Source organism: Synechococcus sp. CBW1002 (genome assembly GCF_015840915.1).
Taxonomy (GTDB): Bacteria; Cyanobacteriota; Cyanobacteriia; order PCC-6307; family Cyanobiaceae; genus CBW1002.
Window position 1 is genome coordinate 41227 of sequence record NZ_CP060398.1, and the last position, 26052, is coordinate 67278.

Below are 26052 nucleotides of genomic sequence, written 5' to 3' on the forward strand. Positions count from 1 at the left end.
CCAGCGCAGGGTCGCTGTTGCAATGCAGCAGCAGCAGCAGCAGCACACCTCAATCAATGCAAGGGTGGAAGGGCTGATCGAGCCCAACGGCTACGGATTCCGCCATGGGTCTCACCCACTGCCCCCTCTGCGTTGCCCTGGCGGTGCTTTCAGCCCTCCGGGGCGGCGCTCATGCCCTGTTGGTCTGGAGACTCTGGATCGCGGCGCCCCATCCCCAGCCTCCTCTGCGGCTGCAACGGGTCTAGGGTCCGGCCCTTCGCCGCGCCCCAACCCGATGACCCTGCATGCCACCTATTTCGGCGCCAACGGCTGGCTGCTGGAGTTCGAGGGGCTGCGGGTGCTGGTCGATCCCTGGCTCACCGGCCCCCTGCGCTTTCCCCCCGGCGACTGGTTCTTCCGCGGCGAACTGCCCCACCCCTGGCCCGTGCCGGAGGGTCTGGATCTGCTCCTGCTCACCCAGGGCCTCCCCGACCACTGCCATCCGGCCTCCCTGTCGCTGCTGGATCGCCAGCTGCCGGTGGTGGGCTCCAGCAGTGCCGCCGCCAGGGCCCGGGCCCTGGGTTTCACGCGGGTGACGGCCGTCAGCCCGGGTCAGGAGCACAGCCATGGCCCCCTGCAGATCCAGGCCACGGCCGGGGCACCGGTGCCCCAGGTGGAGAACGGCTACCGCCTGGTGCATCCCGCCGGGTCCATCTACCTGGAGCCCCACGGCTTTCTGGCCACGGATCCCGCCACGGCGCCCCGGGGCCCGGTGGATGTGGCGATCACACCGGTGGTGGATCTGGGCCTCCCCCTGGCCGGAGCCTTCGTGAAGGGCGCCCAGGTGCTGCCCCAGCTGCTGGAGCGGCTGCAACCGGCGTGGTGCTGGCCAGCACCGCCGGCGGCGACGTGCGCTTCCAGGGCTGGCTCAGCCAGATCCTCTGGCAGAAAGGCTCCACCGAGCAGGCCGCCGCCGTCGTAGGCGCCGCGACGGTGAGCGCCACGACCGCGAGCGGAGGGAGCTCGAGCGGCTCCATGGGCGAGACCGGCCCAGAGCGTTGCCGGCTCATTGATCCCGTGCCCGGCGAACGGTATGTGCTGTCGGGCTGCGCAACCACAACGCCGGTCTGAGGGTTCAAGCCGTGCCAACCTCCGGCTGGTGGAGCGACCCCCTGGTGGCCAAGCTGGCCACGGCGCTGCTGGGCGTCGGCGCATTGATCCTGTTGGTGCGGCTCACCCAGGGCTCCCTGATCCGCCGGCTCGACGACCGGGACAGCCGCTACTACGGCCGCAAGCTTGTGAGCCTGAGCGGCTACGCCGTGGGCATCGTCTTTCTGTCCCTGGTCTTCAAGGACCGACTGGGGGGCTCACGGTGGCGATCGGTGTGGCCAGCGCCGGCATTGCCTTCGCGCTGCAGGAAGTGATCGGCAGCGTGGCCGGCTGGATCGCCATCTCCTTCGGTGGCTTCTACAAACCGGGGGATCGGGTGCAGCTGGGCGGCATCAAAGGCGATGTGATCGACATCGGGATCCTGCGCACCACTTTGATGGAACTGGGGGAATGGGTGGCCTCCGACCTCTACACCGGCCGGATCGTGCGGATCGCCAACAGCTTCGTATTCAAGGCACCCGTGTTCAACTATTCCGGCGACTTTCCCTTCCTCTGGGATGAGATCCGCCTGCCCGTGAAATACGGCAGCGATCACAACGAAGCCCGCCACCTGCTCGAGCAGGTGGGTGCCGAAGTGGCCGGCGACGCTATCACCACCTCAGCCCGGGTCGCCTGGAGCGTGATGGTGCACAAATACCTGCTGGAGAACGCCACCCTCGAACCCCAGGTGACCCTGGTGCTGACCGACAACTGGATGGAATTCACGCTCCGCTATCTGGTCGACGTGAAACGCCGCCGTTCCACCAAGGACCACCTCTACACCCAGCTGCTGGATGCGGTGAACCGGCCGGGCAGCCGCGTGCAGCTCGCCTCCACCACCGTGCAGCTGGTGGACGCACCGCCCCTGGACATCCGCATCAGCCAGCCCCAGGCTGGTCAGCGCCCGGAGGGTGCTGCCGCAGCCAGCGAATCACGGCCTGGCGCAGATCTCCGGCCGGAGCAATCACGTCCACCCCGGCGGCCCCCTGGCGCAGAAAGCCCAGATTCACCTCCTGGCCGGTGAGCAGGAAATCGGGCAGCACAACCCTGTAACGCCGGCCTGGCTCGAGCGGCTCGCCATCGAGCCGCCAGCGGCCATCGGTCCCCAACGCGGCGCCATCCACCTGCAGATAGCCGCCGCTGCCACGGTTGGCCATCCCCACCTCCAGCACCCGCTGCAGCAGCGCCCCCTCGAGGTCGACGCTGCTCAGACCACCGCCGAAGGGCAGTGCCCGGATCACCTCCATCTCCCGGATCGGGCCAGGGGGCAGCACGTCATCGAGGCGGATCGCGCCGGCATTGAGAATCGCCGCCGCACTGGCGGGATCGGCGGCGCGCATGGCAGCCGTGATCAGGCGGGTGAGGGTGGTGGAGCCGGAACGCACCGGGGCGTCGCGGCCATCGAGCAACACGCCGCTGATGCCGATCACCCGTTCGGGCTCCAGCCCCTGGCGGCGGAAGGCCGCCTCAGTCTTCTGAAGCCAGTGATCGGCCTGCCGCGCCACGACCGGATCGCTTGGCCACCGCCCATCAACCGGCAGCAGACTGGACTGGATCTCCAGACAGCGGCTGACCGTGTCGTAGGCCAGGGTGTGGAGCCACACCGTGCGGGCATTGGCATCCGCCTTGGCGATCGGCACTCCGGCTGGCCGGCATCCCGGAGGCGAAGGTGCCCGGGCAGCGGTGGCGGTCCCACCAGCGGCGGTCAGCTCAGGGGCCGAACCCTGAACAGCAGGATTGCGGAAGCGCAGCTGCAGCAGATTCTCGTGCTCATGGCCGCCGAGGATCAGATCGATCAGCGCCGCCGAGCTGGCCAGCTGCTGATCCTGGGCCAGGGCCTGGTGGGTGAGAGCCACGACAACGTCGGCCCCGTGCTGCCGCAGGCGCTGGGCCTGGGCGATGGCGCTGGCGACGGCATCGCTGTAGCGCACGTAGACCGCCGGGTTGCTGGGCAGGGTCACCCCCAGCAACCCGAGGCGCAGGGATGCGCCACCGGACCCACGCAGCTCGATCAGCCGTTGACGCACCACTGAAGGGAAGGGGCGACCAGCCGTGTCGTTGACATTGCTCGAGATCCAGCCGAAACGAGCCTCCCGCAGTCGGTCACGAAAAGGCCCCTCAGCCAGGTCGAATTCGTGGTTGCCGAAGGTGGCCTGATCCAGCCCGATCGCGTTCAACACCGCCACCATCTGGCGACCATCAAGGCGGCGACCCTCCACCACCGCAGTGCCCACGGCCGAGGGACTGAGGAAATCGCCCGCCATCAGCACCAGGGTGCGGGGATTGCGGGCCCGCAACTGCCGCACCAACCCTGCCACCTGGGCCAGGTCGCCGCCGCCACCGGGAATCGGCGTGATCTCGTAGACGTCGTTGAGCTGCACCAGCTGCAGCTCGATCCGCTCGGCCCGCGCCATCGCTGGAACGAACACCGCCAGCAGCAGGGCCCCGGCCGCCAGCAGCCCTCCAATGGCCTGCAGGCCCGCAGTGGATCGCCAGGGGGGAGACAGGCGGATCTGGCGGGCACCCAGCGGCGGGTTGGTCACCATGAGCAATCGGAAGGAGCTGATGGCATGCCTGGATCAGGACAGTGCCACTGCAGGCGGTCCAGCTGCAGTCGGAGCACCTGCAGGCGGTGCCCCTGCAGCAGCCTCCTCCAACTGGCGTTCCATCTCCGCCACCCGGATGCGGGTGGCGATCACGGCATCGGGATTGAGGCTGATCGAATCAATGCCCTCGGCCACCAGGAACCGGGCGAATTCGGGGTAATCGCTCGGGGCCTGACCGCAGATGCCGATCTTGCGGCCGCAGCGCCGGGCGGTCTGGATCGCCAGGCGGATCATCGCCATCACGGCGGGATGGCGCTCGTCGAACAGATCGGCCACCAGGGCGGAATCGCGATCCAGGCCCAGGGTGAGCTGGGTGAGGTCGTTGGAGCCGATCGAGAAGCCATCAAACCGCTCGGCGAAGGCCTCGGCGGCGATCACATTGCTGGGCAGTTCGCACATCACATACACCTGCAGGCCCGCCTCGCCGCGCACCAGGCCCGACCGGGCCATTTCCGCCAGCACCCGATCCCCCTCCTCCGGTGTGCGGCAGAAGGGGATCATCGGAATCACGTTGGTGAGGCCCATCCCCTCGCGCACCGCCTTGAGGGCCGTGCACTCCAGGGCAAAGGCCTCACGGAACACGGGGCTGCAGTAGCGGGAGGCGCCGCGCCAGCCCAGCATCGGGTTCTCCTCCACGGGCTCGAAGGCCGCGCCCCCCAGCAGACGCGCGTATTCATTGCTCTTGAAATCGGAGAAGCGCAGGATCACCGGCCTCGGGAAGAAGGCGGCCGCGATCCGCCCCATGCCCTGGGCCAGCAGATCGACGTAGTAGTCGGCCGGATGGGCGTAGCCGCGCGTCAGCCGGCCAATCGCCTCCTGCTCGACCGGATCACTCACCTGATCCGGCTGCAGCAGGGCGAGGGGATGGACCTTGATGTGATTGGCGATGATGAATTCAAGCCGGGCCAGGCCAACGCCGTCGCAGGGAATCGCCGCCAGATTGAAGGCCTCCTCGGGGTTGCCCACGTTCATCAGGATCGCGGTGCCGGTGGCCGGCAGATGCCCAAGGGCCTGCTCCTCCACGTGGAAGGGCAGGGTGCCGCGGTAGACGTGTCCCACATCCCCCTCACAGCAGCTGATCGTGATCGCCTCCCCATCGGCGATGCGGGTTGTGCCATCCCCGGTTCCCACGATCGCCGTGATCCCCATCTCCCGGGCGATGATCGCCGCGTGGCAGGTGCGGCCCCCCTGGTCGGTCACCACGCCGCTGGCCCGCTTCAGGATCGGTTCCCAGTCGGGGTCGGTGCGCTCGGTCACCAGCAGATCCCCCTGCTCGAAACGATCGATCTCGGAGGGATCACGGATGACCCGGGCCCGGCCGCTGCTCACGGAGGAGCCGATCGCCCGACCGCGGCAGATCTGCTCAGACCCATGGGGCGCCAGATGCCAGCTGCGCAGCACCGCCTCCTGACGGTGGGACTGCACGGTTTCAGGCCGGGCCTGCAGGATGAACAGCTCGCCGCTGAGGCCGTCCTTGGCCCATTCGATGTCCATCGGCGTGGGAGTACCGCGCTGCTCGCTGTAGTGGCGCTCGATCACCACCGCCCAGCGGCTCAGGGTCAGCACCTCGGCATCGGTGAGAGCAAAGCGATCCCGCTCGGCTTCGGGCACATCCACATTTCGCACCGGAACATCGCCATCGCCATAGACCATCCGGATCGCCTTGCTGCCGAGCCGCTTGCTCAGGATCGGCGCGAAACCCTGCTCCAGGGTGGGCTTGAAGATCAGGTACTCGTCTGGATTGACGGCCCCCTGCACCACGTTCTCGCCGAGGCCATAGGCGGCGGTGAGCAGCACCGCGTCCTTGAAGCCGGTCTCGGTGTCGATGCTGAACATCACCCCCGAGCAGGCCAGATCGGAGCGCACCATCCGCTGCACGCCGATCGAGAGGGCCACCTCCAGGTGATCGAAGCCATTGAGCTGGCGGTAGGAGATCGCCCGATCGGTGAACAGGGACGCGTAGCAGTGGCGGCAGGCCTCCAGCAGGGCCGCCTCCCCCTCGATGTGGAGATAGGTCTCCTGCTGACCGGCGAAGCTGGCGTCCGGCAGGTCTTCGGCGGTGGCACTGGAGCGCACGGCCACGGCCACAGGCCCCTCCACACCAGGCAGGGCCCGATAGGCCGCCGTGATCGCCTCGCAAAGATCCGCCGGCAGGGTGGCCGCCAGCAGCAGCTGCCGCGCCGCCTGACCGGCGGCCTGCAGCGCCTGCAGGTCGTTGGCGTCAAGCCCCCCCAGCAGCGCGGCCAGAGGAGCGGTGAGTCCGTTGGAAGCCAGAACGTGGCGGTAGGCCGCGGCGGTGATCGCGAAGCCGCCCGGCACCTTCACCCCGCGGGGGCCCAGCTGGCGGATCATTTCACCAAGGGATGCGTTCTTGCCTCCCACCTGAGCAATCGCATCGATGCCCACCTGATCGAAGGGCACCACCAGACTGTCGGAACGCTTCATCCGCGGCCACGGGCTGCTGACGCAACTCTGACCATGGATCCACGCCGGTGGTCATGACCGTTACCGTCCAGTGGCATGGGGGTTGCCCGGGCCGCCGTGCTTAGGGTGATTCTTTGCACTGGCCGGCCGTCATGACCATCGATCGCCCCAGGCTGCGCCCATTGGTGCGACGCCGCTTTGCCGGTCTGGCCCTGGGCCTTCAGACCGCGCTGATCGCAGCAACGGGTGGCCTGGCTCTGACGGCCCCGATCCCGGCCCAGGCCATCCCCGAATCCGAAGCGGTGAAGAAGCTGGCGGTGGTGCCGGTATTCATCCTCACCAACGAGAAGGGGGCACCTCTGCCGATCCCGCGGGACAAGACCCTGATCCTGCCGATGTATCTGGAGCGGGCCAAAGCCGAGCAGGCTCTGGCGGATTTCACCAAGGCCAATCCCTCGATCAAGGCGCGGGTGGTTCCCCTGCCCATGAATGTGGCCAATGAAAAGGTCACTGCCCTGAGCAAGGAAGTGAAGGATGGTCGCACCCTGATCGCACCGGTGATCCCTGCCGACGCCGATCGGAACCAGGCCGTTCAGATTCTCAAGCAGCAGGGCTTGGCCGAGAAGGAAATCAACGAGGGGCTCAGCATCCCGGTGTTCTTCACCAAGCCATTCCTCACGGTGAAAACACCGCAGGGACCCCGTGGGGTGTTCTTCCTCAGTTATGCAGATCTGCAGAAGGCCCTGGCGGAGGTGCCCGACCGGGCGAAGCTCCAAGTACAGGCCGCTGACATGACCGCTGTCATGCGCGAGATCATCAAGGCCAAGGACGACTCCTACGTCTTCTTTCCGACCCGCGAATACTTCAGGTTGGTTGAAGAGCAGAAGCGCAACGCCGCAGCGCCAGGCAGCAAGTGACGCCCACGGTCTCCTCCCTCAGGTAGAGGATTCTGGAGACCCTTCAGGCATTGGGGCGGTTGGGGGTTTCCTGAGTCTTCTCCGTTTCTGGAGACTGCTCCGGCAAGAGCTGGGCCAGCAGCCCGGCTCCGATCAACACCCCGCCCAGGCTGAGGGCTAAGCCGCGGTTGGCCGCCGCAGGCCCATCCAGCCAGATTCCTGTCGCCAGAAAGGCTCCGCCCAGCAGCAGGGTGGGAACAAGCACGATGCCCTTGGCGGTGCGGTTCAGGCTCATGGATGTCTAGATCTGAAGGTATGGTCCCACGCGCAAGTTTCAGACCGGACAGCCCGCAGGGGCGGAAGAGGCCGGCTCAGCCAGACCAGCAGCCATCAGACCGGTTTCAAGATAGTCGGAGGAGTCGATGCGGCGCACCCTTGCCTGCAAGCGACCTTGCTCCTGTCCAAGGGGGCGGAGATTCACAGCTGTTCTGCGGGGCAGTTGCTGCCGCAACCAGGCCTGAGCGGCCTCCTGCTCCTCTGGCTGCACATGGATACAGGCCATCTCGACCTCATAGTTGCGATTGCCGTCACCCACCTGAAGCAATGTGCCGTTGCGGACCTGCAGCACATCGGCGGCCCCTGCAATGGGCACCCCGACGGTGAGGAGGCTCGCCATCAGCAGGCCGAGGCCGACCAGGCGAGTCACTATCCCCAGGAGAAGATCCTGGCGGCGAGCGGAGCCGGAGCCTGAAGCCTGCGCTCTGTGAGCAGGGCAGGCCGTAGGCAGCAGCAGCACGATGTTCAGAGCTTGGCTCCGCAGCTGGGGCAGTAGAGGTGGGCGCTGGAGGTGCTGGATCCGCAGGCGTTGCAGTGACGGGTGGTATCGATGGCCAGTTCGGGATGGCTGGGCAGACCCACCATCTGGGCATTGCTGGCGCCGGGGGGAACCATCGGGTAGCAGTTCTCATTTCGCCGCACCCGAACATCGATAAAAGCGGGGCCTGGATGGGCCAGGGCTTCGCGCAACTTCAGGTGAAGCTGTTCTCGCTCCTTGATCAGCACGCCGCGAACACCGAAGGACTCGGCCAGGGTGACGAAGTCCGGCATGCCGCCGGTCATCTCGGAGGAAGAGTAACGCTCGTCATAGAAGCTCTCCTGCCACTGGCGCACCATGCCCTGCCAGCCATTGTTGATCACCACCACCTTCACCGGCAGGTCGTACTGGCTGATCGTGCCGAGCTCCTGGATGTTCATCAGGATGCTGGCGTCGCCAGCCACACAGATCACCTGCGCCTGCGGGAAGGCGGTCTGAACGCCCATGGCAGCGGGCATGCCGAAGCCCATGGTGCCCAGGCCAGCGGAGCTGATCCAGTGGCGCGGGCCGTTGTGGAGGAACTGGGCCGCCCACATCTGATGCTGGCCCACATCGGTGGTGACGTAGGCCTCGGGCGCCAGGTCCCGCAGGGCCACCATCACCTCCTGAGGAGCGATCTCGCCCTCGGGGGCCGGCACCACCAGGGGGTAGTGGTGCTTCCAGGTGTCGATTCTCTCCAGCCAGGCCTGGGTGCGACCGGCCGAATCGTCGCCGCTGGACGCCGCCAGCAGGGCCTGCAGGGCCTGCTTCACATCCGCCACCACCGGCACCTCGGGTACTCGGTTCTTGCCCACCTCGGCGGCATCGATATCGATGTGAATCACCTGGGCCCGGGGGGCGAAGCTGTCGAGTCGGCCGGTGACGCGGTCGTCGAAGCGGGCCCCGACGGCGATCAGCAGATCGCACTCGGTCACCGCAAAGTTGGCGTAGGCGGTGCCGTGCATGCCGAGCATGCCCACCGCCAGGGGATGGGTCTCATCGAAGGCACCCTTGCCCATCAAGGTGGTGGTGACAGGCAGCCGGAAGCGCTCGGCCAGCTGATGGACCGCCGCATGGGCGCCGCTGCTGATCGCGCCACCACCCACGTAGAGCAGGGGCCGGCGGGCCTGGCGGATCAGATCGAGGGCGGCGCGGATCGCCTCAGGCCTGGGCGCCGGTGGCAGCTGGTAGCCGGCCGGCTTCACCGAACCGGGCTCCACCGGCACATAGTCGAACTCCTCAACGCCCACATCCTTGGGCACATCGATCAACACGGGCCCGGGGCGACCGGTGGCGGCGATCAGGAAGGCCTCGGCGACGATCCGGCCGATGTCGGCGGGGTCGCGCACCACCCAGGAGTGCTTCACGATCGGCAGCGTGATGCCGAAGATGTCGGTTTCCTGGAAGGCGTCTGTACCGATCGCGGCGCGGGGAACCTGGCCGGTGATCACCACCATCGGCACCGAATCCATCTGGGCCGTGGCGATGCCGGTCACCAGGTTGGTGGCGCCGGGGCCGGAGGTGCCGAAACAGACCCCGACTCTGCCGGTGGCGCGGGCGTAGGCATCGGCGGCGTGGGTGCCGCCCTGCTCGTGCCGCACCAGGATGTGTTTCAGCCAGCCGCGGGCTTCCGCCTTGTGCAGCTCGTCATAGATGGGCAGGATCGCGCCGCCCGGATAGCCGAAGATATGGTCGACACCATGGCGCCTGAGGGCATCCATCAGGGCATAGGCCCCTGTGACCCGCAGCGGCGTCGATGCGGCTACCGGCGCTAGCTCCTGAGCAGGCTGCCCAGCGGAGGACGGGGTGACCGCGGCCTGGGCCGCCGGAGTAAGGGGCGTGAGCGTCACGGCTGCAGCAGGCCAGGCTTCTGGCCATTCTGATGGACTGGCTCAACCTTAAGCGTCGGGACTGGAGTTGGGGATCAGCGCGCCGCTTGGGCCGCCTGGCTGCGGCGCCGGCTCTCGGCCATGGCCCTGAGGATCAGGGCAGGATCGAGCCAGCGACCCTGATGGCGGATGCCCCAGTGCAGATGGGGACCTGTGGTGCGGCCACTCATGCCCACATGGCCGATCAGCTGGCCGGTTCGGACCGCCTGGCCTGACCGCAGCTGCACAGGGCCGCTGCGGTAGATGCCGCCGGATCCGGATCCGGCCAGGTGGCAATAGATGTGTTCATAGGCACCGGAGCGGATCACCAGGCCCACACCGCAGGCGCCATCGTGGATCACATCAGTTACTACGCCGCCCCACCAGCTGTGGATCCCTGAACCCATCGGTGCGGCGATGTCGAGGCCGTAGTGGGGCTCGCTCCAGCCGCCGGAGCGCACCCGCAGGCCGAAATGGCTGGTGTAGCCCGAAAAACTGGCCACAGGGAAGGCTCCCTGCTGCCAGCGGGTGCGGTTGCTGGCCCCCGCCGGACGATCCACCGCCGCGTTGATCCACAGGCCTGCCAGCAGAGCACCGCTGAGCCCACGGCGAGCCATGACGGGCCACCGCCAGGAACCGGCTGCGGCGCGGAAGCGGAACAACTGCTTAGAGGAGACCAATGGCATGGAGGGGACCCCGACCACTGAGCAACTCCAGCAGGAACGCGGAAAATCCCACCATGGCCAGCCGGCCGTTCCATACCTCCGAGCTGTTGTTCCACCCCCAGGCCCACTTGTCCTGCGGATAGAGCTTCACTGTGGTGGACAGGGCCGCCGCCTGATCGAGGTTCACCTCGGGGCCTGCCATCGACTGCTGCACCAGATCCGCCAGACCCGAGATGAAGGTGGGATCGATATCCAGGGCCGGAACCCTGCGGAAGTTGGTGATGCCCGATTCGGTGGCGATCTCGCGATATTCGATATCGATTTCCTCAAGGGTTTCGATGTGCTCGCTCACGAAGCTGATCGGCACCACCACCAGGTCTTTGACCCCCTGCTCCCCCAGCTCATGCAGGGCTTCATCGGTGTAGGGCTTCAGCCATTCCACCGGGCCGACCCGGCTCTGGTAGGCCAAGGTGAAGGGATTGCGGTGGCCCAGCCGCTCCGCCAGGCGATCCATGATCAGGGCCGCGCAGGCCTCGATTTCCTGCTGGTAGGGATCACCGGCCTCCTCGACATAGCTCTTCGGAACACCATGGGCACTGAAGAACACATGGGCGCTGGCGGGATCGGGGCAGGCCGCCACCTGCCGTTCAATCAGGCCGGCCATGGCATTCACGTAGCCGGGGTGGTCGTAATAGCTGCGGATGCAGCGGATCGGCAGGTGGGCGAAATCCGGATCGCTCTGGCGCAGACGCTGCAGCTCGCGAAAGCTGGAGCCACTGGTGCTGATCGAGAAGTGTGGATAGAGGGGCAACACCACGACTTCGTGGATGCCATCGGCCTTCATATCCGACACGGCGGATTCGGTGAAGGGATGCCAGTAGCGCATCGCCACGTAGGTGGTGGCCTCCAGGCCCCGCTGGCGCAGCACGCTCTGCAGCTCGCGGGCCTGCTGTTCGGTGATGCGGCGCAGGGGGGAACCACCGCCGATCGAGCGGTAGGCCTCCCGGGATTTGCCACTGCGCAGGGTGCTGATCAGCCAGGCCAGGGGCTTCTGCAGCGCCGGCGTCGGCAGGCGGATGATCTCCGGATCGGCAAAAAGGTTGTAGAGGAACGGCCCCACATCCTGGATCCGCTCCGGTCCGCCCAGGTTGAGCAGAACCACGCCCACCTTGCCGCGCCCCTCGGCACAGCCGCCCTCCTGTCTGGTGCCTGCGCCCGTGCTGGTCTCGACCGGGCTGCTGTCGACCTGAGTCATGCCCGGCGAAAAGCGGCGAAAGACGAGGTCGAGCGTAACGCTGTCCCTTTGCCCCTGGTGTCGCGGCAGTCGGATCGGTAAGTTCAGCGCCCGCCACCGCAGGATCAACCGTGGATCCCGCCCTTCAGGAGCGCATCCTCCGCCGGAACGCCCTGATGGCCAGCAGCGGCATCGCCCTGCGGCTGGAGGCCCGCGGCCAGCGGCTCGGCCTGCGGGGGCCGCTGCCCTGCCGCAACGGCGACGGCATGCGGGTGCAGCGGATCAGCCTCGGTCTGCCCTTGAGCGAGGCGGGACTGGAGGAGGCCGAGCAGCAGTTGCGGCAGGTGGTGCAGGAGCTGCAACACCAGCGTTTCCGCTGGGATGACTGGAGCAGCGCCGGTAGGGATCGCCCCAGCCAGGCAGCCCCATTGAGATCCGTCAAAACCGGAGCCAAGCCCAGCGTGCGGTCGATCGGCAGTAGCCAGGCAACCGCCGCTGCCACCGGTACGACCACGACATCCAGGCGCCGCGCCACGGCGCGGCAGGAGAGCGCACGGCTCCGCCGACAAAGCCAGTCCCAGCTCAGCAGCGCCAACAGCCGCACCATCGCCAGCCGGATCACCGCACCGACCACCACAGCGACGATCGGGGGGATGGAAGCCCTGATCGATGACTTCGAAACGGCCTTCTTCAGCGATCCGAAGCGGCGGCGCAATCCCGCCGGCAGTCGCACCACCTGGAGCAGCGCCTACCAGCCCTACCTTCGGCGTCTGGCGGTCCAGTGCAGCAGCGACGGAGCTTCATCAGGCCGCCGGTGCGTTCTGGATGCGGCCCTGCTCGAGCAGGTGCTGGACAGCTACGCCCCCACCAGCCGCAGCCGCCAGCAGTGCGGCACCGCCCTGGCCGCCCTGGCGCGCCACCTGGACCTGGACCTGCCGGCGGACTGGACTGAGCGCGCCGCCGGCTACGGACTCCACACCGCCCAGTTCCGCCATCTCCCAAGTGACGCGCAGGTGCAGCAGTGGGTCGAGCGGATTCCCAATCCCGGCTGGCGCCTGGCCTACGGACTGATGGCCACCTACGGGCTGCGCAACCACGAAGTGTTCTTCTGCGATCTCTCGGCCCTGGCCCCCGGCGGTGATCGGGTGCTGCGGGTCCTGCCCACCAGCAAGACCGGCGAGCACCAGGTGTGGCCCTTCCAGCCCGACTGGGTGGAGCGCTTCGGGCTGGAACGGCTCGTGCTCGAGCCGGAGGCCCTGCCGCAGGTGTGCACCGATCTGCGCCGCACCACTCTGCAGCAGGTGGGTCGGCGAGTGGCCGAGCAGTTCCGCCGCTATGACCTGCCGCTCACCCCTTACGACCTGCGCCATGCCTGGGCGGTGCGCACGATCCACATCGGACTGCCGGACACGGTGGCGGCGCGGATGATGGGCCACTCGGTGGCGATCCACACCCGCACCTATCACCACTGGATCACCCGGCGCGATCAGCAGCAGGCGGTGGATGCGGCCCTGGCCCGCAGCCGCTACGGCCAGCAGGCCGCCTGATTCAGCGCTCCTGATCCAGACCACCTGATTCAGACCGCCGCCGCCTTCCGCCACAGTGGGCCCAGTCCTGCGGTCCCACGACCAGCACATGAGCGATCCGGCAGCCTCCTCGACGACGCCCGATGCGAACAGCCTCGATCAGGTGGCCGCCGAGCTGGGTCCAGGCGGCGACCTGGCCCCCGAAGCCGACCAGGAGTCCTACCGCCGCCGCATGGCCCGCCGCCAGGAAGTGCAGCGGCAGCGCGTCGGAGAGCGCAACCTCGAAAAGGGCCTGGTGCTGGTGTTCACCGGCGACGGCAAGGGCAAGACCACCGCAGCGCTGGGGCTGGTGCTGCGCACCCTCGGCCACGGCGAGCAGGTGGCGGTGGTGCAGTTCATCAAGGGCGGCTGGCAGCCTGGCGAGGCCAAGGCCCTGCAACTGTTCGGCGAGGCCCTGGCCTGGCACGCCCTGGGAGAGGGCTTCACCTGGGAGACCCAGGACCGGGAACGCGACCGTCAACTGGTGCAACAGGCGTGGCAGCGCTCCCTCTCCTACCTGGCGGACGGGGGGCGCAAGCTGGTGGTGCTGGATGAGGTGAACGTGGCTCTCAAGCTGGGTTACCTCTCGATCGAGCAGGTGATCGAGGGCCTGGCCCAGCGCCCGCCCCTCACCCACGTGGCCCTGACGGGCCGGGGGGCGCCACCAGCCTTGCTGGAACGGGCCGATCTGGTCACGGAGATGAAGCTGGTCCGCCACCCCTTCCGCGAGCAGGGGGTGAAGGCCCAGGCGGGCATCGAATTCTGAGCCTGTTTCCGTCGGGTGACCGAGGTCAGCCCAGGTCCCGCTGCAGCGGCGTCAGAGCATGCAGCAGCACTGACAGACCGCTGACCAGCACAGCACGATGAACCTCCGGTTCACTCCAGAAACCCGGCTGGTCGTTGCCCCGCTCCAGGGCTGAGAGAGTGAGCCGGGCCAGCACGGCGCTGGAGCGCGGTGCCTGGGGATCGCTGGCCATCGGGCACGGGGCGAAGGAAGGAGCCGAGGACCTCTGGGGCCGCATGGAACCAGCACCACCCTCAAGCCTTCCTTGGATCGGGGTTGGCATGGTTGCTACGGTGCGGGCGATTGTGGATGTCGATGGCCTACAAGCGCGTCCTCCTGAAGCTCAGCGGCGAGGCGCTGATGGGCGACCAGGGTTATGGCATCGATCCCGCCATCGTTCAGTCGATCGCCAGGGATGTGGCCGAGGTGGTGGCCAGCGGCACGGAGCTGGCCATCGTGGTGGGCGGCGGCAACATCTTCCGGGGCCTTAAAGGTTCCGCCGCCGGCATGGACCGGGCCACCGCCGACTACGTGGGTATGCTCGCCACCGTGATGAATGCCATCACCCTGCAGGATGGCCTCGAGCAGGCCGGCATCCCGACCCGGGTGCAGAGCGCCATTTCGATGCAGGAGGTGGCGGAGCCCTACATCCGTCGCCGTGCCATCCGACACCTCGAAAAGGGCCGGGTGGTGATCTTCGGGGCCGGCTGCGGCAATCCCTTCTTCACCACCGACACCACCGCCGCCCTGCGGGCGGCGGAAATCAATGCCGATGTGGTGTTCAAAGCCACCAAGGTGGACGGCGTCTACGACATGGATCCGGCCAAGCACCCTGACGCGGTGCGCTACGACACGCTCACCTTCCTGGACGTGCTCAGCGGCGAACTGGAAGTGATGGACAGCACCGCGATCGCGCTGTGCAAGGACAATGCCATCCCGATCGTGGTGTTTGACCTGTTTGGTGCGGGCAACATCGGGCGGGCCGTTTCAGGCCAGTCGATCGGAACCCGTATCGTTCCCTCGCGTTGACCACTGTTGTGCTGAGCATCACCGTGCGCTGAGCACCGTGGCGTGACCTTCGCGCCGTTTCGACTGCATCCCTTCTGCGTCATCCCGTCATGGATCTCGAAGCCAGCATGCGCAAGTCGGTGGAAGCCACCCAGCGCACCTTCAACACCATCCGCACCGGTCGGGCCAACCCCTCCCTGCTCGACAAGATCAGTGTGGAGTACTACGGCGCTGAAACTCCGCTGAAATCGCTCGCCACGATCACCACCCCCGATTCACAGACGATCCAGATCCAGCCCTTCGACAGCGGCTCGATCAGCCTGATCGAAAAGGCGATCGCCATGAGCGATCTGGGGCTAACCCCCAACAACGACGGCAAATCGATCCGCATCAACATCCCACCCCTGACCGAGGATCGGCGCAAGGAATTCTGCAAGCTCGCCTCAAAATACGCCGAGGAGGGCAAGGTGGCCTTGCGCAACATCCGCCGCGATGGCATTGACCGGATCAAGAAACTGGAGAAGGAGGGAGAGTTCTCTGAGGATCAGAGCCGAGACGAGCAGGAGAAGGTGCAGAAGCTCACCGACCGCTTCATCAGCGAACTGGAGAAGCATCTGACCACCAAGGAAGCTGAGATCCTCAAGGTCTGAGGGCTGATCCTTTGACGCGTGATGTCGAGGTGATCGTGCTGGGGGCTGGCGCCGCCGGCGCCGCTGCTGCCTTCCATCTCAGCCACGCCGGCCGCCGGGTGCTGCTGTTGGAGCGCCAGAGCTGGCCGCGGCCCAAGGCCTGTGGCGGCGGCATGGCCGCATCGGTGCAGCGCTGGTTCCCCTTCGATCTCAGCCCGGCGGTGGACCGGGTGATCCGCCGGGTGCGCTTCACCTGGAATCTGGAGGATCCTGTCACGGCCGAGCTCCCCGGAGAGGCGCCGTTCTGGATCGTGCGCCGCCAGCGGCTTGATCAATATCTGGTCGAGCAGGCGGTGGCGGCGGGCTGCAGCCTGGAGAGCCGCTGGAGCGCGAGCGACGTGAGCCGCCATGACTCCCTCTGGCAGGTGCGCAGTGACGACGGCCGCCTGGTACGGGCAAACGCCCTGGTGATTGCCGATGGCTCCACCTCCGCCTTCAGCGCACCGCTGGGGCTGGGCCCGGCCCGGCCCCGCTTTGCCACCACCCTGGCCGCCGAGGTGGATCGAACCACCCAAACCCCGGCAGGCGAAGCCAGCGCCCATGACGATGACACCGCCCATTTCGAGTTCGGCCTGGTGCACCACGGCTTCTGCTGGGCCTTCCCCCGCCAGGGGGGCATGAGCCTGGGGGTGGGTACCTTCATCGGCCGGGACCCGGCCGACCATGCGGCCGTGCTGGAGCGGATGCTGCCCAGCCTCGGCTATGCGGCCACGGCCGGTGAGCGCCGTGGCGCTCCCCTGCGCGTCTGGGACGGCCACCACCGCCTGCATGGCGATGGAGTGATCGCCGTGGGAGATGCCGCCTCACTCTGCGATCCATTCCTGGCGGAAGGGCTGCGACCGGCCCTGATGAGCGGCAGCAGCGGCGCCGCCTGCCTGGAGCGCTGGTTGGCGGGAGACACCAAGGCTCTCGGGGCCTACACCAGCCAGATGCGAGCCGACTGGGGCGAGTCGATGGCCTGGGGCCGGCGGATCGCCCAGGTGTTTTACCGCTTCCCGCGGGTGGGCTATCAGCTGGGGATCAAACGCCCTACCGCGCCGCAGCGCATCGCCCAGATCCTTTCAGGATCGATGGGCTACGGCGACATCGCCCAACGGGTGATCCGCAGGTTGCTGCTGCAACAGGGCTGAAACAGAGCTGACCCGGCGCAGCACATCCGAAGGAACTTGAGAGCCTCTGGCGTACAGCCTCGACAGCGCCAGGCTCCATGGCCGGGCCAGCTGGCGTGATCAGGGCTTGATGCAGTCTTTGAGGTGCCGCAGCCGCTGATCGATCGAGCCGAGCAGCTCAATGGCGAACATGGGAGATTCCTGCACCGCAAACAGGAACTTCTCCCGGTTCATCACCAGCAGCCTGCAGGGACTGAGGGCACGGGCATTGCCATAGCGGCGGTGTTCGTGGGTGACGAGCGCGCCGGCCCCGAACACATCACCGGCCTCGATCTGCTCGTGGCCGGTGTCCCCATTCCAGCTGAGCTGGACCGTGCCCTCCAGAACGCCGAACATGCAGTCGCCGGATTCGCCGGAGCGGAAGATCAGCTCACCCTGGGGAACGGAGACCACCTCGCCGGTGCTGGCCAGGGCGCGCATCGTATCCAGGGCGTTCACAGAAAGCAGGGAGAAGTGACTCCACAGTGTCGCCGATGCCGGGCCCGATCGGGTTAACGGTGCCTCAAGGCCGGCGACTGGAGACGCGGCAGGAGTGACTCACTCCCTCAACGACTCAGGGCCAGCGCGGCTCCCAGACCGCCGCGCACATCCTCAGGGGCGAGCCGGCCATCGCTGTCGGTGTCGAGGGCATCAAACACCGCATCGCTGCCGAGCCACTCCTCACGGGTGATGCAGCCATCGCCATCAAGATCGTTGAGCAGGAAAATCTCCTGCACCGCATGGGTGAAGGCAGCTCCGCCCTCCAGCACCGCCAGTCGGTGGGCCAGCTGGGCCTCCAGAGTTTCGATCGCCTTGGAGAAACCGCGGATGCCCTCATCGAGCTTCTCGGAGGCCATGGGGTCCTCCGCCAGCATGGCGCGGAACCCCGCCTCATCCAGGCTGATGCGCGGCTCACTCGGCGCCGGATCGCTGCCGTTGAGCTTGCGGGGCAGCTCTGCCTCGGTGCTGCGCAACTGATCCAGCAGGGCCGGTGAGATCGTCAGCAGATCACACCCCGCCAGCTCAAGAATCTCGTCCAGGTTGCGGAAGCTGGCTCCCATCACCTCGGTGCGGTAGCCGTAGGTCTTGAAGTAATTGAAGATCCGTGTCACCGACACCACGCCGGGATCCTCGGCACCGGGGTAGTGATCGCGACCGGTTGATTTCTTGTACCAATCCAGGATGCGCCCCACGAAGGGAGAGATCAACGTGACGCCGGCTTCAGCCGCTGCCACAGCCTGGGCAAAGCCGAACAGCAGCGTGAGATTGCAGTGGATGCCGTCCTTCTCCAGCCGCTCAGCAGCCTGGATGCCCTCCCAGGTGGAGGCGATCTTGATCAGCACCCGTTCGCGACCAATCCCCGCCTGCTCGTAGAGACCGATCAGTTTGTGGGCCTTGGCCACCGTGGCCTCGGTGTCGTAGCTGAGGCGGGCATCCACCTCGGTGGAGACACGACCAGGCACGATCTGCAGAATCTCCTTGCCGAAGGTGACGCAGATCTCGTCGAGGGCTTCGTTCACCACCTCCTCGGCCGGAGCCTCCGCGCCGATCACTGCCCGCGATTCCTGCAGCGAGCGGTCGATCAGGTTCTGGTAGGTGGGAATCTGGGCCGCCGCCAGGATCAACGACGGGTTGGTGGTGGCATCCCGCGGTGTGAACTGTCGAATCGCATCGATGTCGCCGGTGTCGGCGACCACCACCGTCATGGCGGCGAGTTGATCCAGGAGATTGGCCATCGGATATCGTCCGCTCCCTGAAGGCTAGCCAGACCCCTAGCAGCCGCCTGAGCCACTTGTGGGAATGGCCACAGGCCTGATCAGCCCGATCCCACGGACCTCAGGCGGCGGGCCTGGCAGTGGCCGCGGCGGCGGCGGCCGGCTTGCTGGGGGGGATCTTCTCCAGCACCAGCAGGGCCTCCATGATCTGGCGCGACACCGGCAGGGCCACGGTGGAGCCATAGGCGTTAGCGCCCTGGGGTTCATCCACCACCACCAGGACGGCAAAGCGGGGATCCTCGATGGGCAGCACCGCGACAAAACTGCAGATCCGGGCGCCCGGGATGTAGACGCCATTGCGGGCCTTCTGGGCCGTGCCCGTCTTGCCACCGATGCGATAGGCGGCGAGCTTGGCGCCCTTGCCGCTGCCCTTCTCCACCACCGATTCCATCCAGCCCAGCACGACCTTGGTCACAGCCGGATCCAGGAGTTGGACGCCGGAGCGCGACGCCGGGCTGGCCAAGGCATCACCGGAACGAAGTCCCCGGGTGATGTGGGGACTCACCAGCCGGCCACCATTGGCCAGCATGGCGTGCATCTGCAGCAGCTTCAGGGGCGTCAGCGAGAACCCCTGACCGAAGGACGCCACAGCCGGTTCGATCGGATGGGAGACGAACTGCTGGCGATCCTTGAGCTGGCCGGCCACCGCACCAGGCAGGTCGGTGTCTGGCACCGCATCGATGCCGAGCGTATGCAGCCAGTGCCAGAAGCGATCACGCTTCACCCGCGCCATGGCATTGACCATCCCCACGTTGCTCGACACCTGCAACACGGTGGGGAAATCGATCACCCCGTTGGCCCGCTTGTCGTGATTGAAGATCGGCCAGCCGCCAATCGTGAGGGAGCCGCTGTCGTTGACCCGTCCGTTGGGATCGATCGCCTTCTCCTGCAGGGCCAGGGCCAGGTTGATCGGCTTGAACGTGGAACCCGGTTCATAGAGATCCTGCACCGACCACTCGCGGAACAGACCGGGGTTGAACTTCCAGAATTTGTTGGGGTCATACGTCGGCGTGGACGCAAGGGCCAGCAGCTCTCCGTTGCGCACATCCATCACCAGGGCCACCCCCCGCTTCGCCTTCCACTGCTTGACCTGCTTGCTGAGGGCCTGCTGGGCCACCTGTTGCAGGCGGGCATCAAGGGTCAGCTGAAGGCGCAGATCGTCGCCGTAGAGCACGCCAGCCTGCAGACCCTCCGGCAGGGGGGTGCCATCGGCGCCGCGTCGCATGCGCAGCACCGCCTCATGGCGCTTGAGATCCCGGTCGCGGCTCTGCTCCAGGCCGGCCTGCGGCACCCGCTCCAGGTTGAGGAAGCCCACCACATTGGCGAACAAGGAACCCTGGGGATAGAGCCGCTGGGGATAGGCCTCGAGATCCAGGCCGCTGATGCCCAGTTCCCGGACCCGCTCGGCCGTGTCAGGGTCGAGATCGGTGGCCAGCTTGACTCCGCTGCGGCGGCCGCCGATACGGTCTTCCAGGCTGGCCGGAGGCACGGCCAGCACTGGAGCCAGGCGCTCGATCACGTCGGCTGGGGGCCTCAGCTTCTGGGGATCGTCACCCGGAAGGTTGAAGTACCGGGGATGGGCCCAGAGGGTGTAGCGCTCCTCATCCAGGGCCACCAGACGTCCGGTGCGATCCACGATGGTGCGGCGCTTGCCGATCGGCACCTGGGAATGGGTCTGGATAGCCCGGGCCTTGGCCTGCAGCCGGGGCGAATCGACCACCTGCAGCCAGGCCAGTCGTGCCGCCAGACCAGTGAGGCCAACAGCCAGGATCAGATAGACGGACAGCAACCGGCCTGGGGAGATCGGATGCAGATCAACCACCCGACCCGGGGGGCGGCGACGGGGGCGGAGATCGGTCGAGGATGCCGCCATGGGAGGGATCGACGCTGCAGAGACCGGTGAGCCGGAACGTTCAGTAACCAGACGGGATGCGATCGATCTGGATACTGGCCAAGAGTGGCAGGCCCCGTCGTCCAGCCTCTGCCTGGGGAGCTGGCAGATAGACCAGTTTCTCACTGCTGGTGGGTTCGACAAGGCCTGGAGTCCTGGCCACACCGAGGTGATGCTGTTCCAGCACAGCAGTGGCTTCCTGGAGGCGATGCTCCAGCACCTGAGAGGTCTCCAGTTCCTGATAGCTACGGGCCCAGTGGGCCTGCCAGTAGAGAGTGAGGGCACTCAGGCCGAGCATGGCCACACCCAGACCGAGCAAGGCTCCGTCACTCGCACGGTGAAGGCCCGCCAGCCAAGGCGAGCGGCGTGCGATCCGGGTCGGAGACATTGATCCCTGGATCAGCTCCAGAGATCGCCGGATCGGGGCTCGCCGGAGGGGTTTGGGGGAGGAGGGGGAGGCGAGCAAAGCCTGGATGGAATCTGCGCAAGTGAACCATTGAACAGGGGCACTCGCAAGCTGTGGCGGCGCCATCCGCAAATCGGCACAGCACAGCCCGCTCCAGGCTCAGCCCCCAAGCAACAGCAGGTTGGAGAAGGTGAGGGCATTCCAGAGGCCATGCATCAGGACGCAGGCCCCGAGCCGGCCGCTGCGCAACCGCAGCCAGCCCAGCCCCAGACCCAGCACAAACAAGGGCGCCAGCTCGCCCAGGCTGAGGTGGGCCAAGGCGAAGAGGGCCGCACTGCCGAGCACGCCTCCCGTACCACCGAGACGCCGCGCCAGGACCGGCAGCAGCACGCCTCGGAACAGGGTCTCCTCGAACAGAGGTGCCAGCACCATGGCCGTCGCGGCAAAACAGAGCAGCGCCGCAGAGTTGCCGCTGGTGAGCACCAGCTCCAGCAGAGGATTGCTGCCGCTTGGATCACTCCAGATCCACTGCAGGATCCAGCCGGTCAGGGCCACCACCGGCAACACCATCACCAGGTGGGAGGCGGCCCAGCGGAGGCTGAGGCTGAGCGGCCGCCAGCGCCACTGCAACCAGCCACCCTCCGGTACAGGTCCCAACCCAGCCAACAGGACAGCGAGCAGGGTCAGGGGGGCGGCCATCAGCCCCAGATAGAGCCCGAGCACCTGCAGCCCCTGGCCCAAAGCCAGGTCCACCCCGAGTGCGGCCACTGCGGAGCTGAGCAGCGGGCCTAGCAGCAGCGGGGTGAGCACTTCACCCAGCAGCACGAAACCACCGGCGATCAGCAGGGTCACATCCACACCGGAGAGGGTGGGGCCCTGCAAGGGGGGAAGGGGCGCCTGGCGACCACGCCAGGCCAGCCACAGCTGCCGCACCAGCAGGGCCAGTCCGAGCAGCAACAGCAGAGCGGGCAGCAGGTTGATGCCGACCAGCCGCCAGAGGGCTCCACGGGCAGGGCCCGCCTCCAGGCATCGCAGCGGCCGATCCTCGGCATCAGCGCTGAGCTGCTCGCAGCCCAGGCGCCGCAACAGCGGCGAGGGTGACCACGGCTCCAGCAGAGTGGCGATCAGGTCGTCGGGCGTCAGGGCGGCCAGCAGGGCGGGATCAGCGACCGCCAGAGCCGAAGGGCTGGCCGCCGGTTCCTCACCGGACCGGGAGGGGGAGGGAGACCCCAGCAGGGCATCGAGCAGGGGGCGCCGGGAGGGGGGAAGCTCGGCGGTTGCGCGTAAATCCTGCAGCAACGCCCGGGCCTGGGCGTCGTCGCCGCGGCCACGCTCAAGCAGGGCCCACTGCAGCCGCAGCGGCGGAGCGGTCAGTCCAGCCGTGTCGCCATCGAGGCGTTGCAACTCCCTCCGCAACGCTTCCAGCGGATCGGCCCCCACCAGCAGGGGCTGCAACGGAGCGGGAACCGCCGGCGCCGCCAGAGCAGCCAGCTCCAGCTGGCGCAGATCGAGGGCGGTGGCCACCGACGGCCGCTGCAGGCTGTCGAGCAGGCCGTTGAACCAGACCAGGGCACTCAGAGCCAGGCTGAGGAACGCCAGGGCGGGCTTCCAGGTTGCGGAGGACGGAGCCATGCAGTGCGCCGGTGGCCCTGGGATTCTGGTCTGCAGGGGCCGCACACCCCCCGCGACCTGGCTCCCGACCCCTCCCATACGATGGCCGCACCCGCGCCACAGCTCCGTGTCCCTCCGGTTGGTTCTGGTCCGTCACGGGCTGAGCACCTTCAACACCGAGCACCGCATTCAGGGACGCGACGATCTCTCCAGCCTCACCGCCGAGGGCCACGAGCAGGCCCGCCGCACCGGTGAGGCCCTTCGGGATCTGCCCCTCGCCGCCGCCTACTGCTCCCCCCTCAGCCGGGCCCGTGACACGGCCCGAGAGCTGCTGCAGGCGCAGGGCACGTCCCTGCAGGCCACAGCGAACGACGGGCTGCTGGAAATTGATCTGACCCCCTGGACCGGCCTGCTGCGCAGCGAGCTGAGGCAGACCTTTCCTGAGGAGGAACGCCGCTGGCGGGAGGCGCCCGAGACCCTGGAATTCAGCCGCCCCGACGGCAGCTGTTACCGCCCCCTCGAGGAGCTGATGGTCCAGGCCCGGGACTGGCTGAACGGGTTGCTTCGGGATCACGCCGAGGCCGTGACCAGCGCCAGCACGAGCACGGTGCTGGTGGTGGCCCATAACGGCATTCTGCGCTGCCTGCTGCTCACCCTGCTGGGCCTGCCCGCCCGTGAGTTCCGCCGACTGCGCCTCGATAACGCCTCGGTGTCGGTGCTGAACCTGAGCGGCTCGGCCAGCGATCCGGAGGTCCAGATCGAGTCGCTGAACGGCACGGTCCATCTCGACCGCGGCCTGCCGGTCAAGGGCGATGGACCGAGGCTGCTGCTGGTGCGCCACGGCGAAACCGACTGGAACCGCCAGGGGCGTTTTCAGGGCCAGATCGATATTCCCTTGAACGCCAATGGCCTGGCCCAGGCCCAGGCCGCCAGGTCCTTCCTGGCGGATCAGAGCCTGCAGCGGGCCTACACCAGCTCGATGTCGCGGCCGCGTCGCACCGCCGAGGTGATTCTCGAAGACCATCCCGGTGTGCCGCTCACCAGCACCGACGGGCTGGTGGAGATCGGCCATGGCCTCTGGGAGGGCTGTCTCGAAGCCGAGATCGCTGAGCGCTGGCCGCAGCTGCTGGCTGACTGGAAACGGGCACCGGAGACGGTGCTGATGCCGGAGGGGGAAACGATCCAGCACGTGTCGGATCGCTCCCTGCACACCTGGGACGTGATCGCCGCCAGCCTCGATCACGAGGAAACGGCCCTGGTTGTGGCCCACGACGCCGTCAACAAGACAATCCTCTGTGGCCTGCTGGGCCTCCGGCCGGCTGACATCTGGGCGATCAAGCAGGGCAACGGTGGTGTGACCGTGATCGACTATCCCCACGGCGTGGCGGCAGGAGCGGTGGTGAGCTGCCTCAACCTGACCGCCCACCTCGGCGGGGTCCTGGACCGCACCGCGGCGGGAGCCCTCTGATCCGGCCGATGGTGCGCCATCTGCTGGAAGGAGTGACGCTGCTGCCAGGCCCGCAGCAGCAGCCCAGCACCACCGACGTGCTGCTCGAGGACCGTCGCCTGGTGGCTGAGGGCGATGAGGCCCGCCGTCTCCTGCCTCTGGCACCCGTTGTGCGTGTCGACGCTGGCGGCTGCTGGCTGGCGCCTCCCCTGGTGGATCCCCACAGCGTTCTCGAAGATCCATGGGACGGCCGCGCCGAAACCCTGAGCAGCCTGGCTGCGGCAGCCGTGACCGGGGGCTATGGCACCGTGGCCCTGCTGCCGCGTGCCCACGACTGGCGCGACCGGCCCGAGCGCCTGAAGCTGCACTGGCCAGAGCCCCTGCGCCTGCGCCTCTGGGGCAGCCTCAGTCTCAAGGGTGCCGATCAGGATCTGGCCCCCCACGCCGATCAACTGGCCACCGGAGCCCTTGGCCTGGCCGGCGATGACCACCTGCCTCCCCTAGCGCTGCTGGAGAGCAGCTTTCGGCTGGCGGAGATGGCCGAACGGCCGGTGCTGCTGGCTCCGCGGGAGGCCCAGCTGACGCGTCAGGGGTTCGTTCGGGAACGGGTGGAGGGCCTGCGGGCCGGCTGGCCCCTGGATCCGGTGGTGAGCGAAACCCTTCCCCTTCAGACCTTACTGGCCCTTGGCGAGGCCCATCCCTCAGCCCAACTGGTGCTGATGAACCTCTCCACCAGCGAAGCGGTGGAGCAGCTGCGCCGCCATCGCCAGCCACCGCCGGCGACGGTGAGCTGGTGGCACCTGCTGGCCGACAGCGGCCGTCTCGATCCAAGTGATGAAGGCTGGCGGATGGTCCCCTCCCTGGGCAATCCGGCCGATCGGGAGGCCCTGATCGCAGCCCTGGCGGAGGGATTGATCACGGCGGTGGCAGTGCAACACCAGCCGCTTGATGCCGAGGAACGGCTGCTGCCGGTGGATCAGCGACGCGCCGGCGTGGCCGGCCATGGGCTGGCCCTGTCCCTGCTCTGGCAAGAACTGGTCGTGGGCAGGGGCTGGACCGTGGCGGAGCTCTGGCAGGTGCTCTGCTGGGGTCCGGCTGCCCTGCTGGGGGAACGACCCGAGAGCCTGATCGTCCCCAGTGACCGCTGGATTCTGTTCGATCCTGCAGCGTCCTGGAACTGGGACGGTGGGAGTTGCCGGTCGCTGGCCGCCAACCAGTTGCATTGGGGACAGCCCCTATTGGGACGGGTGCGGGCCAGCGGACTCATGGATCCTGCGGACTGGTGCCTGATGGGCTGAGGCTGCCCATCTGATCAAAGGGGAAGAAGCGCCAGAACGCCCGGCCGATGATCTCCTTCTGGGGCAGGAAGTTGCCGCCGGGCCAGAAGCGACCATCCCAGCTGTTGGCGCGGTTGTCGCCCAGCACCAGAACGTGGCCAGGCGGCACCACGGTGTTGAGGGTGCGGCAGGGGCCGATGCCCTGGCTGTCCACGGGGCAGTAGTTGTGCACGTAGGGCTCGTTCAGCCTCTTGCCATCGATGAACACCTGACCGCGGGGATCCACCGCAACCCGATCACCCGGCACAGCCACCACCCGCTTGATGTAGGCATCGCAGGCCGGCACCTGCAGGCCCGGCAGGGTGCCGATGAAGGGCAGGTTGACCAGGAGGCAACGGAGTGGATTGGGGGAGCTCTCGCCGGTCAGGACCGGATCAAAGTGATAGGGGGAATGGAACACCACGATCTCGCCGCGACGTGGTTCGCGGCTGCGGTAGGAGAGCTTCTCCACCAGCAGGCGATCCTGGATCTGCAGGCCCGGCAACATCGACCCGGAAGGGATGTACCGGGCCTCCATCAGAAACTGGCGGATACCCAGGGCCACCGCCAGGGTGATCAGCACACTGCGCCAGAAGGCCCAGGGGTTCTCGGCCGCATGCGGATGGGGCGTTTCATCCTGAACAGCGGGTGGATCGGGCCGCGCCCCAGGAACGTCATCGTCGTTGGGCGGATGGGGTAGGGGATCGCTCAATGCACTCATCGACGGCGGCGGCTTGG

Annotated in this window: 24 protein-coding genes and 2 pseudogenes; 12 read left to right on the plus strand and 14 right to left on the minus strand. The window is 67.4% G+C overall.

Going from position 1 to position 26052, the window contains the following annotated elements; genetic code table 11:
* Positions 1 to 104: 104 nt before the first annotated feature.
* From H8F24_RS00210 to H8F24_RS20045, 4 genes and pseudogenes are all read left to right on the plus strand, one after another.
* A complete protein-coding gene (locus tag H8F24_RS00210) occupies positions 105 to 245 on the plus strand; it encodes a hypothetical protein (protein ID WP_197156636.1) in 141 nt (46 codons plus the stop codon).
* Between the two features lie 29 nt (positions 246 to 274).
* A pseudogene (locus H8F24_RS00215) lies at positions 275 to 1110 on the plus strand (MBL fold metallo-hydrolase).
* 11 nt (positions 1111 to 1121) lie between these two features.
* The gene (locus H8F24_RS00220; protein WP_197172577.1) at positions 1122 to 1403 is read left to right on the plus strand and encodes a hypothetical protein; all 282 of its coding nucleotides are present in this window, start codon (positions 1122 to 1124) and stop codon (positions 1401 to 1403) included.
* 8 nt (positions 1404 to 1411) lie between these two features.
* Positions 1412 to 1564, plus strand: a pseudogene (locus H8F24_RS20045) (mechanosensitive ion channel domain-containing protein); the annotation flags it as partial.
* Between the two features lie 442 nt (positions 1565 to 2006).
* Here the strand turns inward: H8F24_RS20045 and H8F24_RS00225 are convergent.
* Complete coding sequence (locus H8F24_RS00225) at positions 2007 to 3674, minus strand: bifunctional UDP-sugar hydrolase/5'-nucleotidase (RefSeq protein WP_197170524.1); 1668 nt, start codon at positions 3672 to 3674, stop codon at positions 2007 to 2009.
* A gap of 33 nt (positions 3675 to 3707) precedes the next feature.
* Positions 3708 to 6179, minus strand: coding sequence for a phosphoenolpyruvate synthase (ppsA, locus tag H8F24_RS00230; RefSeq protein WP_197170525.1), 2472 nt, complete (start codon positions 6177 to 6179; stop codon positions 3708 to 3710).
* Positions 6180 to 6310: 131 nt separating this feature from the next.
* Between ppsA and H8F24_RS00235 the strand changes: the two genes are divergently transcribed.
* Positions 6311 to 7075, plus strand: coding sequence for a Tic22 family protein (locus H8F24_RS00235; RefSeq protein WP_197170526.1), 765 nt, complete (start codon positions 6311 to 6313; stop codon positions 7073 to 7075).
* Positions 7076 to 7118: 43 nt separating this feature from the next.
* Here the strand turns inward: H8F24_RS00235 and H8F24_RS00240 are convergent, their stop codons facing one another.
* From H8F24_RS00240 to hemH, 5 genes are all read right to left on the minus strand, one after another.
* Positions 7119 to 7349 carry a GIVxVP protein gene (locus H8F24_RS00240; RefSeq protein WP_197156641.1) on the minus strand — a complete coding sequence of 77 codons (231 nt, stop codon included), beginning with the start codon at positions 7347 to 7349 and terminating at the stop codon, positions 7119 to 7121.
* A 39-nt stretch (positions 7350 to 7388) separates the two neighbouring features.
* Entirely contained in the window at positions 7389 to 7760 is a 372-nt protein-coding gene (locus tag H8F24_RS00245) for a nuclease (RefSeq protein ID WP_231597988.1), read from the minus strand.
* Between the two features lie 95 nt (positions 7761 to 7855).
* Positions 7856 to 9628, minus strand: coding sequence for a biosynthetic-type acetolactate synthase large subunit (gene ilvB, locus H8F24_RS00250; protein ID WP_231598342.1), 1773 nt, complete (start codon positions 9626 to 9628; stop codon positions 7856 to 7858).
* Between the two features lie 203 nt (positions 9629 to 9831).
* Positions 9832 to 10392, minus strand: a complete 561-nt coding sequence (locus H8F24_RS00255; RefSeq protein WP_197170528.1) for a M23 family metallopeptidase — start codon at positions 10390 to 10392, stop codon at positions 9832 to 9834.
* Positions 10393 to 10441: 49 nt separating this feature from the next.
* Positions 10442 to 11695, minus strand: coding sequence for a ferrochelatase (gene hemH / locus H8F24_RS00260; protein ID WP_197156647.1), 1254 nt, complete (start codon positions 11693 to 11695; stop codon positions 10442 to 10444).
* 110 nt (positions 11696 to 11805) lie between these two features.
* Here hemH and H8F24_RS18920 point away from each other — a divergent pair, with 110 nt between their 5' ends.
* Positions 11806 to 13221: a site-specific integrase gene (locus tag H8F24_RS18920; protein WP_231597989.1), complete on the plus strand. Its 1416-nt coding sequence runs from the start codon at positions 11806 to 11808 to the stop codon at positions 13219 to 13221.
* Between the two features lie 88 nt (positions 13222 to 13309).
* Complete coding sequence (gene cobO / locus H8F24_RS00270; RefSeq protein ID WP_197170529.1) at positions 13310 to 14005, plus strand: cob(I)yrinic acid a,c-diamide adenosyltransferase; 696 nt, start codon at positions 13310 to 13312, stop codon at positions 14003 to 14005.
* 25 nt (positions 14006 to 14030) lie between these two features.
* On the opposite strand, the gene H8F24_RS00275 is transcribed toward cobO, so the two are convergent.
* Positions 14031 to 14216: a hypothetical protein gene (locus H8F24_RS00275; protein ID WP_197156651.1), complete on the minus strand. Its 186-nt coding sequence runs from the start codon at positions 14214 to 14216 to the stop codon at positions 14031 to 14033.
* Positions 14217 to 14338: 122 nt separating this feature from the next.
* Between H8F24_RS00275 and pyrH the strand changes: the two genes are divergently transcribed.
* The 3 genes from pyrH to H8F24_RS00290 all read left to right on the plus strand — a co-directional run bounded on the left by pyrH (position 14339) and on the right by H8F24_RS00290 (position 16850).
* Complete coding sequence (gene pyrH / locus H8F24_RS00280; RefSeq protein ID WP_197156653.1) at positions 14339 to 15052, plus strand: UMP kinase; 714 nt, start codon at positions 14339 to 14341, stop codon at positions 15050 to 15052.
* A gap of 89 nt (positions 15053 to 15141) precedes the next feature.
* The gene (frr, locus tag H8F24_RS00285; RefSeq protein WP_197156655.1) at positions 15142 to 15681 is read left to right on the plus strand and encodes a ribosome recycling factor; all 540 of its coding nucleotides are present in this window, start codon (positions 15142 to 15144) and stop codon (positions 15679 to 15681) included.
* Positions 15682 to 15692: 11 nt separating this feature from the next.
* A complete protein-coding gene (locus H8F24_RS00290; protein WP_197170530.1) occupies positions 15693 to 16850 on the plus strand; it encodes a geranylgeranyl reductase family protein in 1158 nt (385 codons plus the stop codon).
* A gap of 99 nt (positions 16851 to 16949) precedes the next feature.
* Here the strand turns inward: H8F24_RS00290 and H8F24_RS00295 are convergent, their stop codons facing one another.
* The 5 genes from H8F24_RS00295 to H8F24_RS00315 all read right to left on the minus strand — a co-directional run bounded on the left by H8F24_RS00295 (position 16950) and on the right by H8F24_RS00315 (position 22572).
* A complete protein-coding gene (locus H8F24_RS00295) occupies positions 16950 to 17327 on the minus strand; it encodes a Crp/Fnr family transcriptional regulator (protein WP_197156659.1) in 378 nt (125 codons plus the stop codon).
* 107 nt (positions 17328 to 17434) lie between these two features.
* The gene (locus tag H8F24_RS00300; RefSeq protein ID WP_197156661.1) at positions 17435 to 18604 is read right to left on the minus strand and encodes a transaldolase; all 1170 of its coding nucleotides are present in this window, start codon (positions 18602 to 18604) and stop codon (positions 17435 to 17437) included.
* A gap of 100 nt (positions 18605 to 18704) precedes the next feature.
* Positions 18705 to 20516, minus strand: a complete 1812-nt coding sequence (locus H8F24_RS00305) for a penicillin-binding protein 2 (protein ID WP_197170531.1) — start codon at positions 20514 to 20516, stop codon at positions 18705 to 18707.
* Between the two features lie 40 nt (positions 20517 to 20556).
* Entirely contained in the window at positions 20557 to 20922 is a 366-nt protein-coding gene (locus H8F24_RS00310; RefSeq protein WP_231597990.1) for a hypothetical protein, read from the minus strand.
* A gap of 177 nt (positions 20923 to 21099) precedes the next feature.
* A complete protein-coding gene (locus H8F24_RS00315; RefSeq protein ID WP_197170532.1) occupies positions 21100 to 22572 on the minus strand; it encodes a CPBP family intramembrane glutamic endopeptidase in 1473 nt (490 codons plus the stop codon).
* 106 nt (positions 22573 to 22678) lie between these two features.
* On the opposite strand from H8F24_RS00315, the gene H8F24_RS00320 reads away from it, so the two are divergent.
* Complete coding sequence (locus tag H8F24_RS00320; RefSeq protein WP_197170533.1) at positions 22679 to 24019, plus strand: histidine phosphatase family protein; 1341 nt, start codon at positions 22679 to 22681, stop codon at positions 24017 to 24019.
* Positions 24020 to 24027: 8 nt separating this feature from the next.
* Positions 24028 to 25296, plus strand: a complete 1269-nt coding sequence (locus H8F24_RS00325; RefSeq protein ID WP_197170534.1) for a dihydroorotase — start codon at positions 24028 to 24030, stop codon at positions 25294 to 25296.
* Here H8F24_RS00325 and lepB read toward each other — a convergent pair.
* Positions 25262 to 26026 carry a signal peptidase I gene (gene lepB, locus H8F24_RS00330; protein WP_370594776.1) on the minus strand — a complete coding sequence of 255 codons (765 nt, stop codon included), beginning with the start codon at positions 26024 to 26026 and terminating at the stop codon, positions 25262 to 25264. The genes H8F24_RS00325 and lepB overlap by 35 nt on opposite strands.
* Positions 26027 to 26052: the final 26 nt, after the last annotated feature.

What these genes read in the sequence shown, in the direction of transcription:
- H8F24_RS00305 (WP_197170531.1), bottom strand. Translation starts at nt 20,516, where the DNA reads ATGGCGGCATCCTCGACCGATCTCCGCCCCCGTCGCCGCCCCCCGGGT.
- H8F24_RS00275 (WP_197156651.1), bottom strand. Translation starts at nt 14,216, where the DNA reads ATGGCCAGCGATCCCCAGGCACCGCGCTCCAGCGCCGTGCTGGCCCGG.
- H8F24_RS00315 (WP_197170532.1), bottom strand. Translation starts at nt 22,572, where the DNA reads ATGGCTCCGTCCTCCGCAACCTGGAAGCCCGCCCTGGCGTTCCTCAGC.
- H8F24_RS00240 (WP_197156641.1), bottom strand. Translation starts at nt 7,349, where the DNA reads ATGAGCCTGAACCGCACCGCCAAGGGCATCGTGCTTGTTCCCACCCTG.
- H8F24_RS00310 (WP_231597990.1), bottom strand. Translation starts at nt 20,922, where the DNA reads ATGTCTCCGACCCGGATCGCACGCCGCTCGCCTTGGCTGGCGGGCCTT.
- H8F24_RS00235 (WP_197170526.1), top strand. Translation starts at nt 6,311, where the DNA reads ATGACCATCGATCGCCCCAGGCTGCGCCCATTGGTGCGACGCCGCTTT.
- H8F24_RS00300 (WP_197156661.1), bottom strand. Translation starts at nt 18,604, where the DNA reads ATGGCCAATCTCCTGGATCAACTCGCCGCCATGACGGTGGTGGTCGCC.
- H8F24_RS00325 (WP_197170534.1), top strand. Translation starts at nt 24,028, where the DNA reads ATGGTGCGCCATCTGCTGGAAGGAGTGACGCTGCTGCCAGGCCCGCAG.
- ilvB (WP_231598342.1), bottom strand. Translation starts at nt 9,628, where the DNA reads ATGGATGCCCTCAGGCGCCATGGTGTCGACCATATCTTCGGCTATCCG.
- cobO (WP_197170529.1), top strand. Translation starts at nt 13,310, where the DNA reads ATGAGCGATCCGGCAGCCTCCTCGACGACGCCCGATGCGAACAGCCTC.
- H8F24_RS00225 (WP_197170524.1), bottom strand. Translation starts at nt 3,674, where the DNA reads ATGGTGACCAACCCGCCGCTGGGTGCCCGCCAGATCCGCCTGTCTCCC.
- H8F24_RS00255 (WP_197170528.1), bottom strand. Translation starts at nt 10,392, where the DNA reads ATGGCTCGCCGTGGGCTCAGCGGTGCTCTGCTGGCAGGCCTGTGGATC.
- pyrH (WP_197156653.1), top strand. Translation starts at nt 14,339, where the DNA reads ATGGCCTACAAGCGCGTCCTCCTGAAGCTCAGCGGCGAGGCGCTGATG.
- hemH (WP_197156647.1), bottom strand. Translation starts at nt 11,695, where the DNA reads ATGACTCAGGTCGACAGCAGCCCGGTCGAGACCAGCACGGGCGCAGGC.
- ppsA (WP_197170525.1), bottom strand. Translation starts at nt 6,179, where the DNA reads ATGAAGCGTTCCGACAGTCTGGTGGTGCCCTTCGATCAGGTGGGCATC.
- frr (WP_197156655.1), top strand. Translation starts at nt 15,142, where the DNA reads ATGGATCTCGAAGCCAGCATGCGCAAGTCGGTGGAAGCCACCCAGCGC.
- H8F24_RS00210 (WP_197156636.1), top strand. Translation starts at nt 105, where the DNA reads ATGGGTCTCACCCACTGCCCCCTCTGCGTTGCCCTGGCGGTGCTTTCA.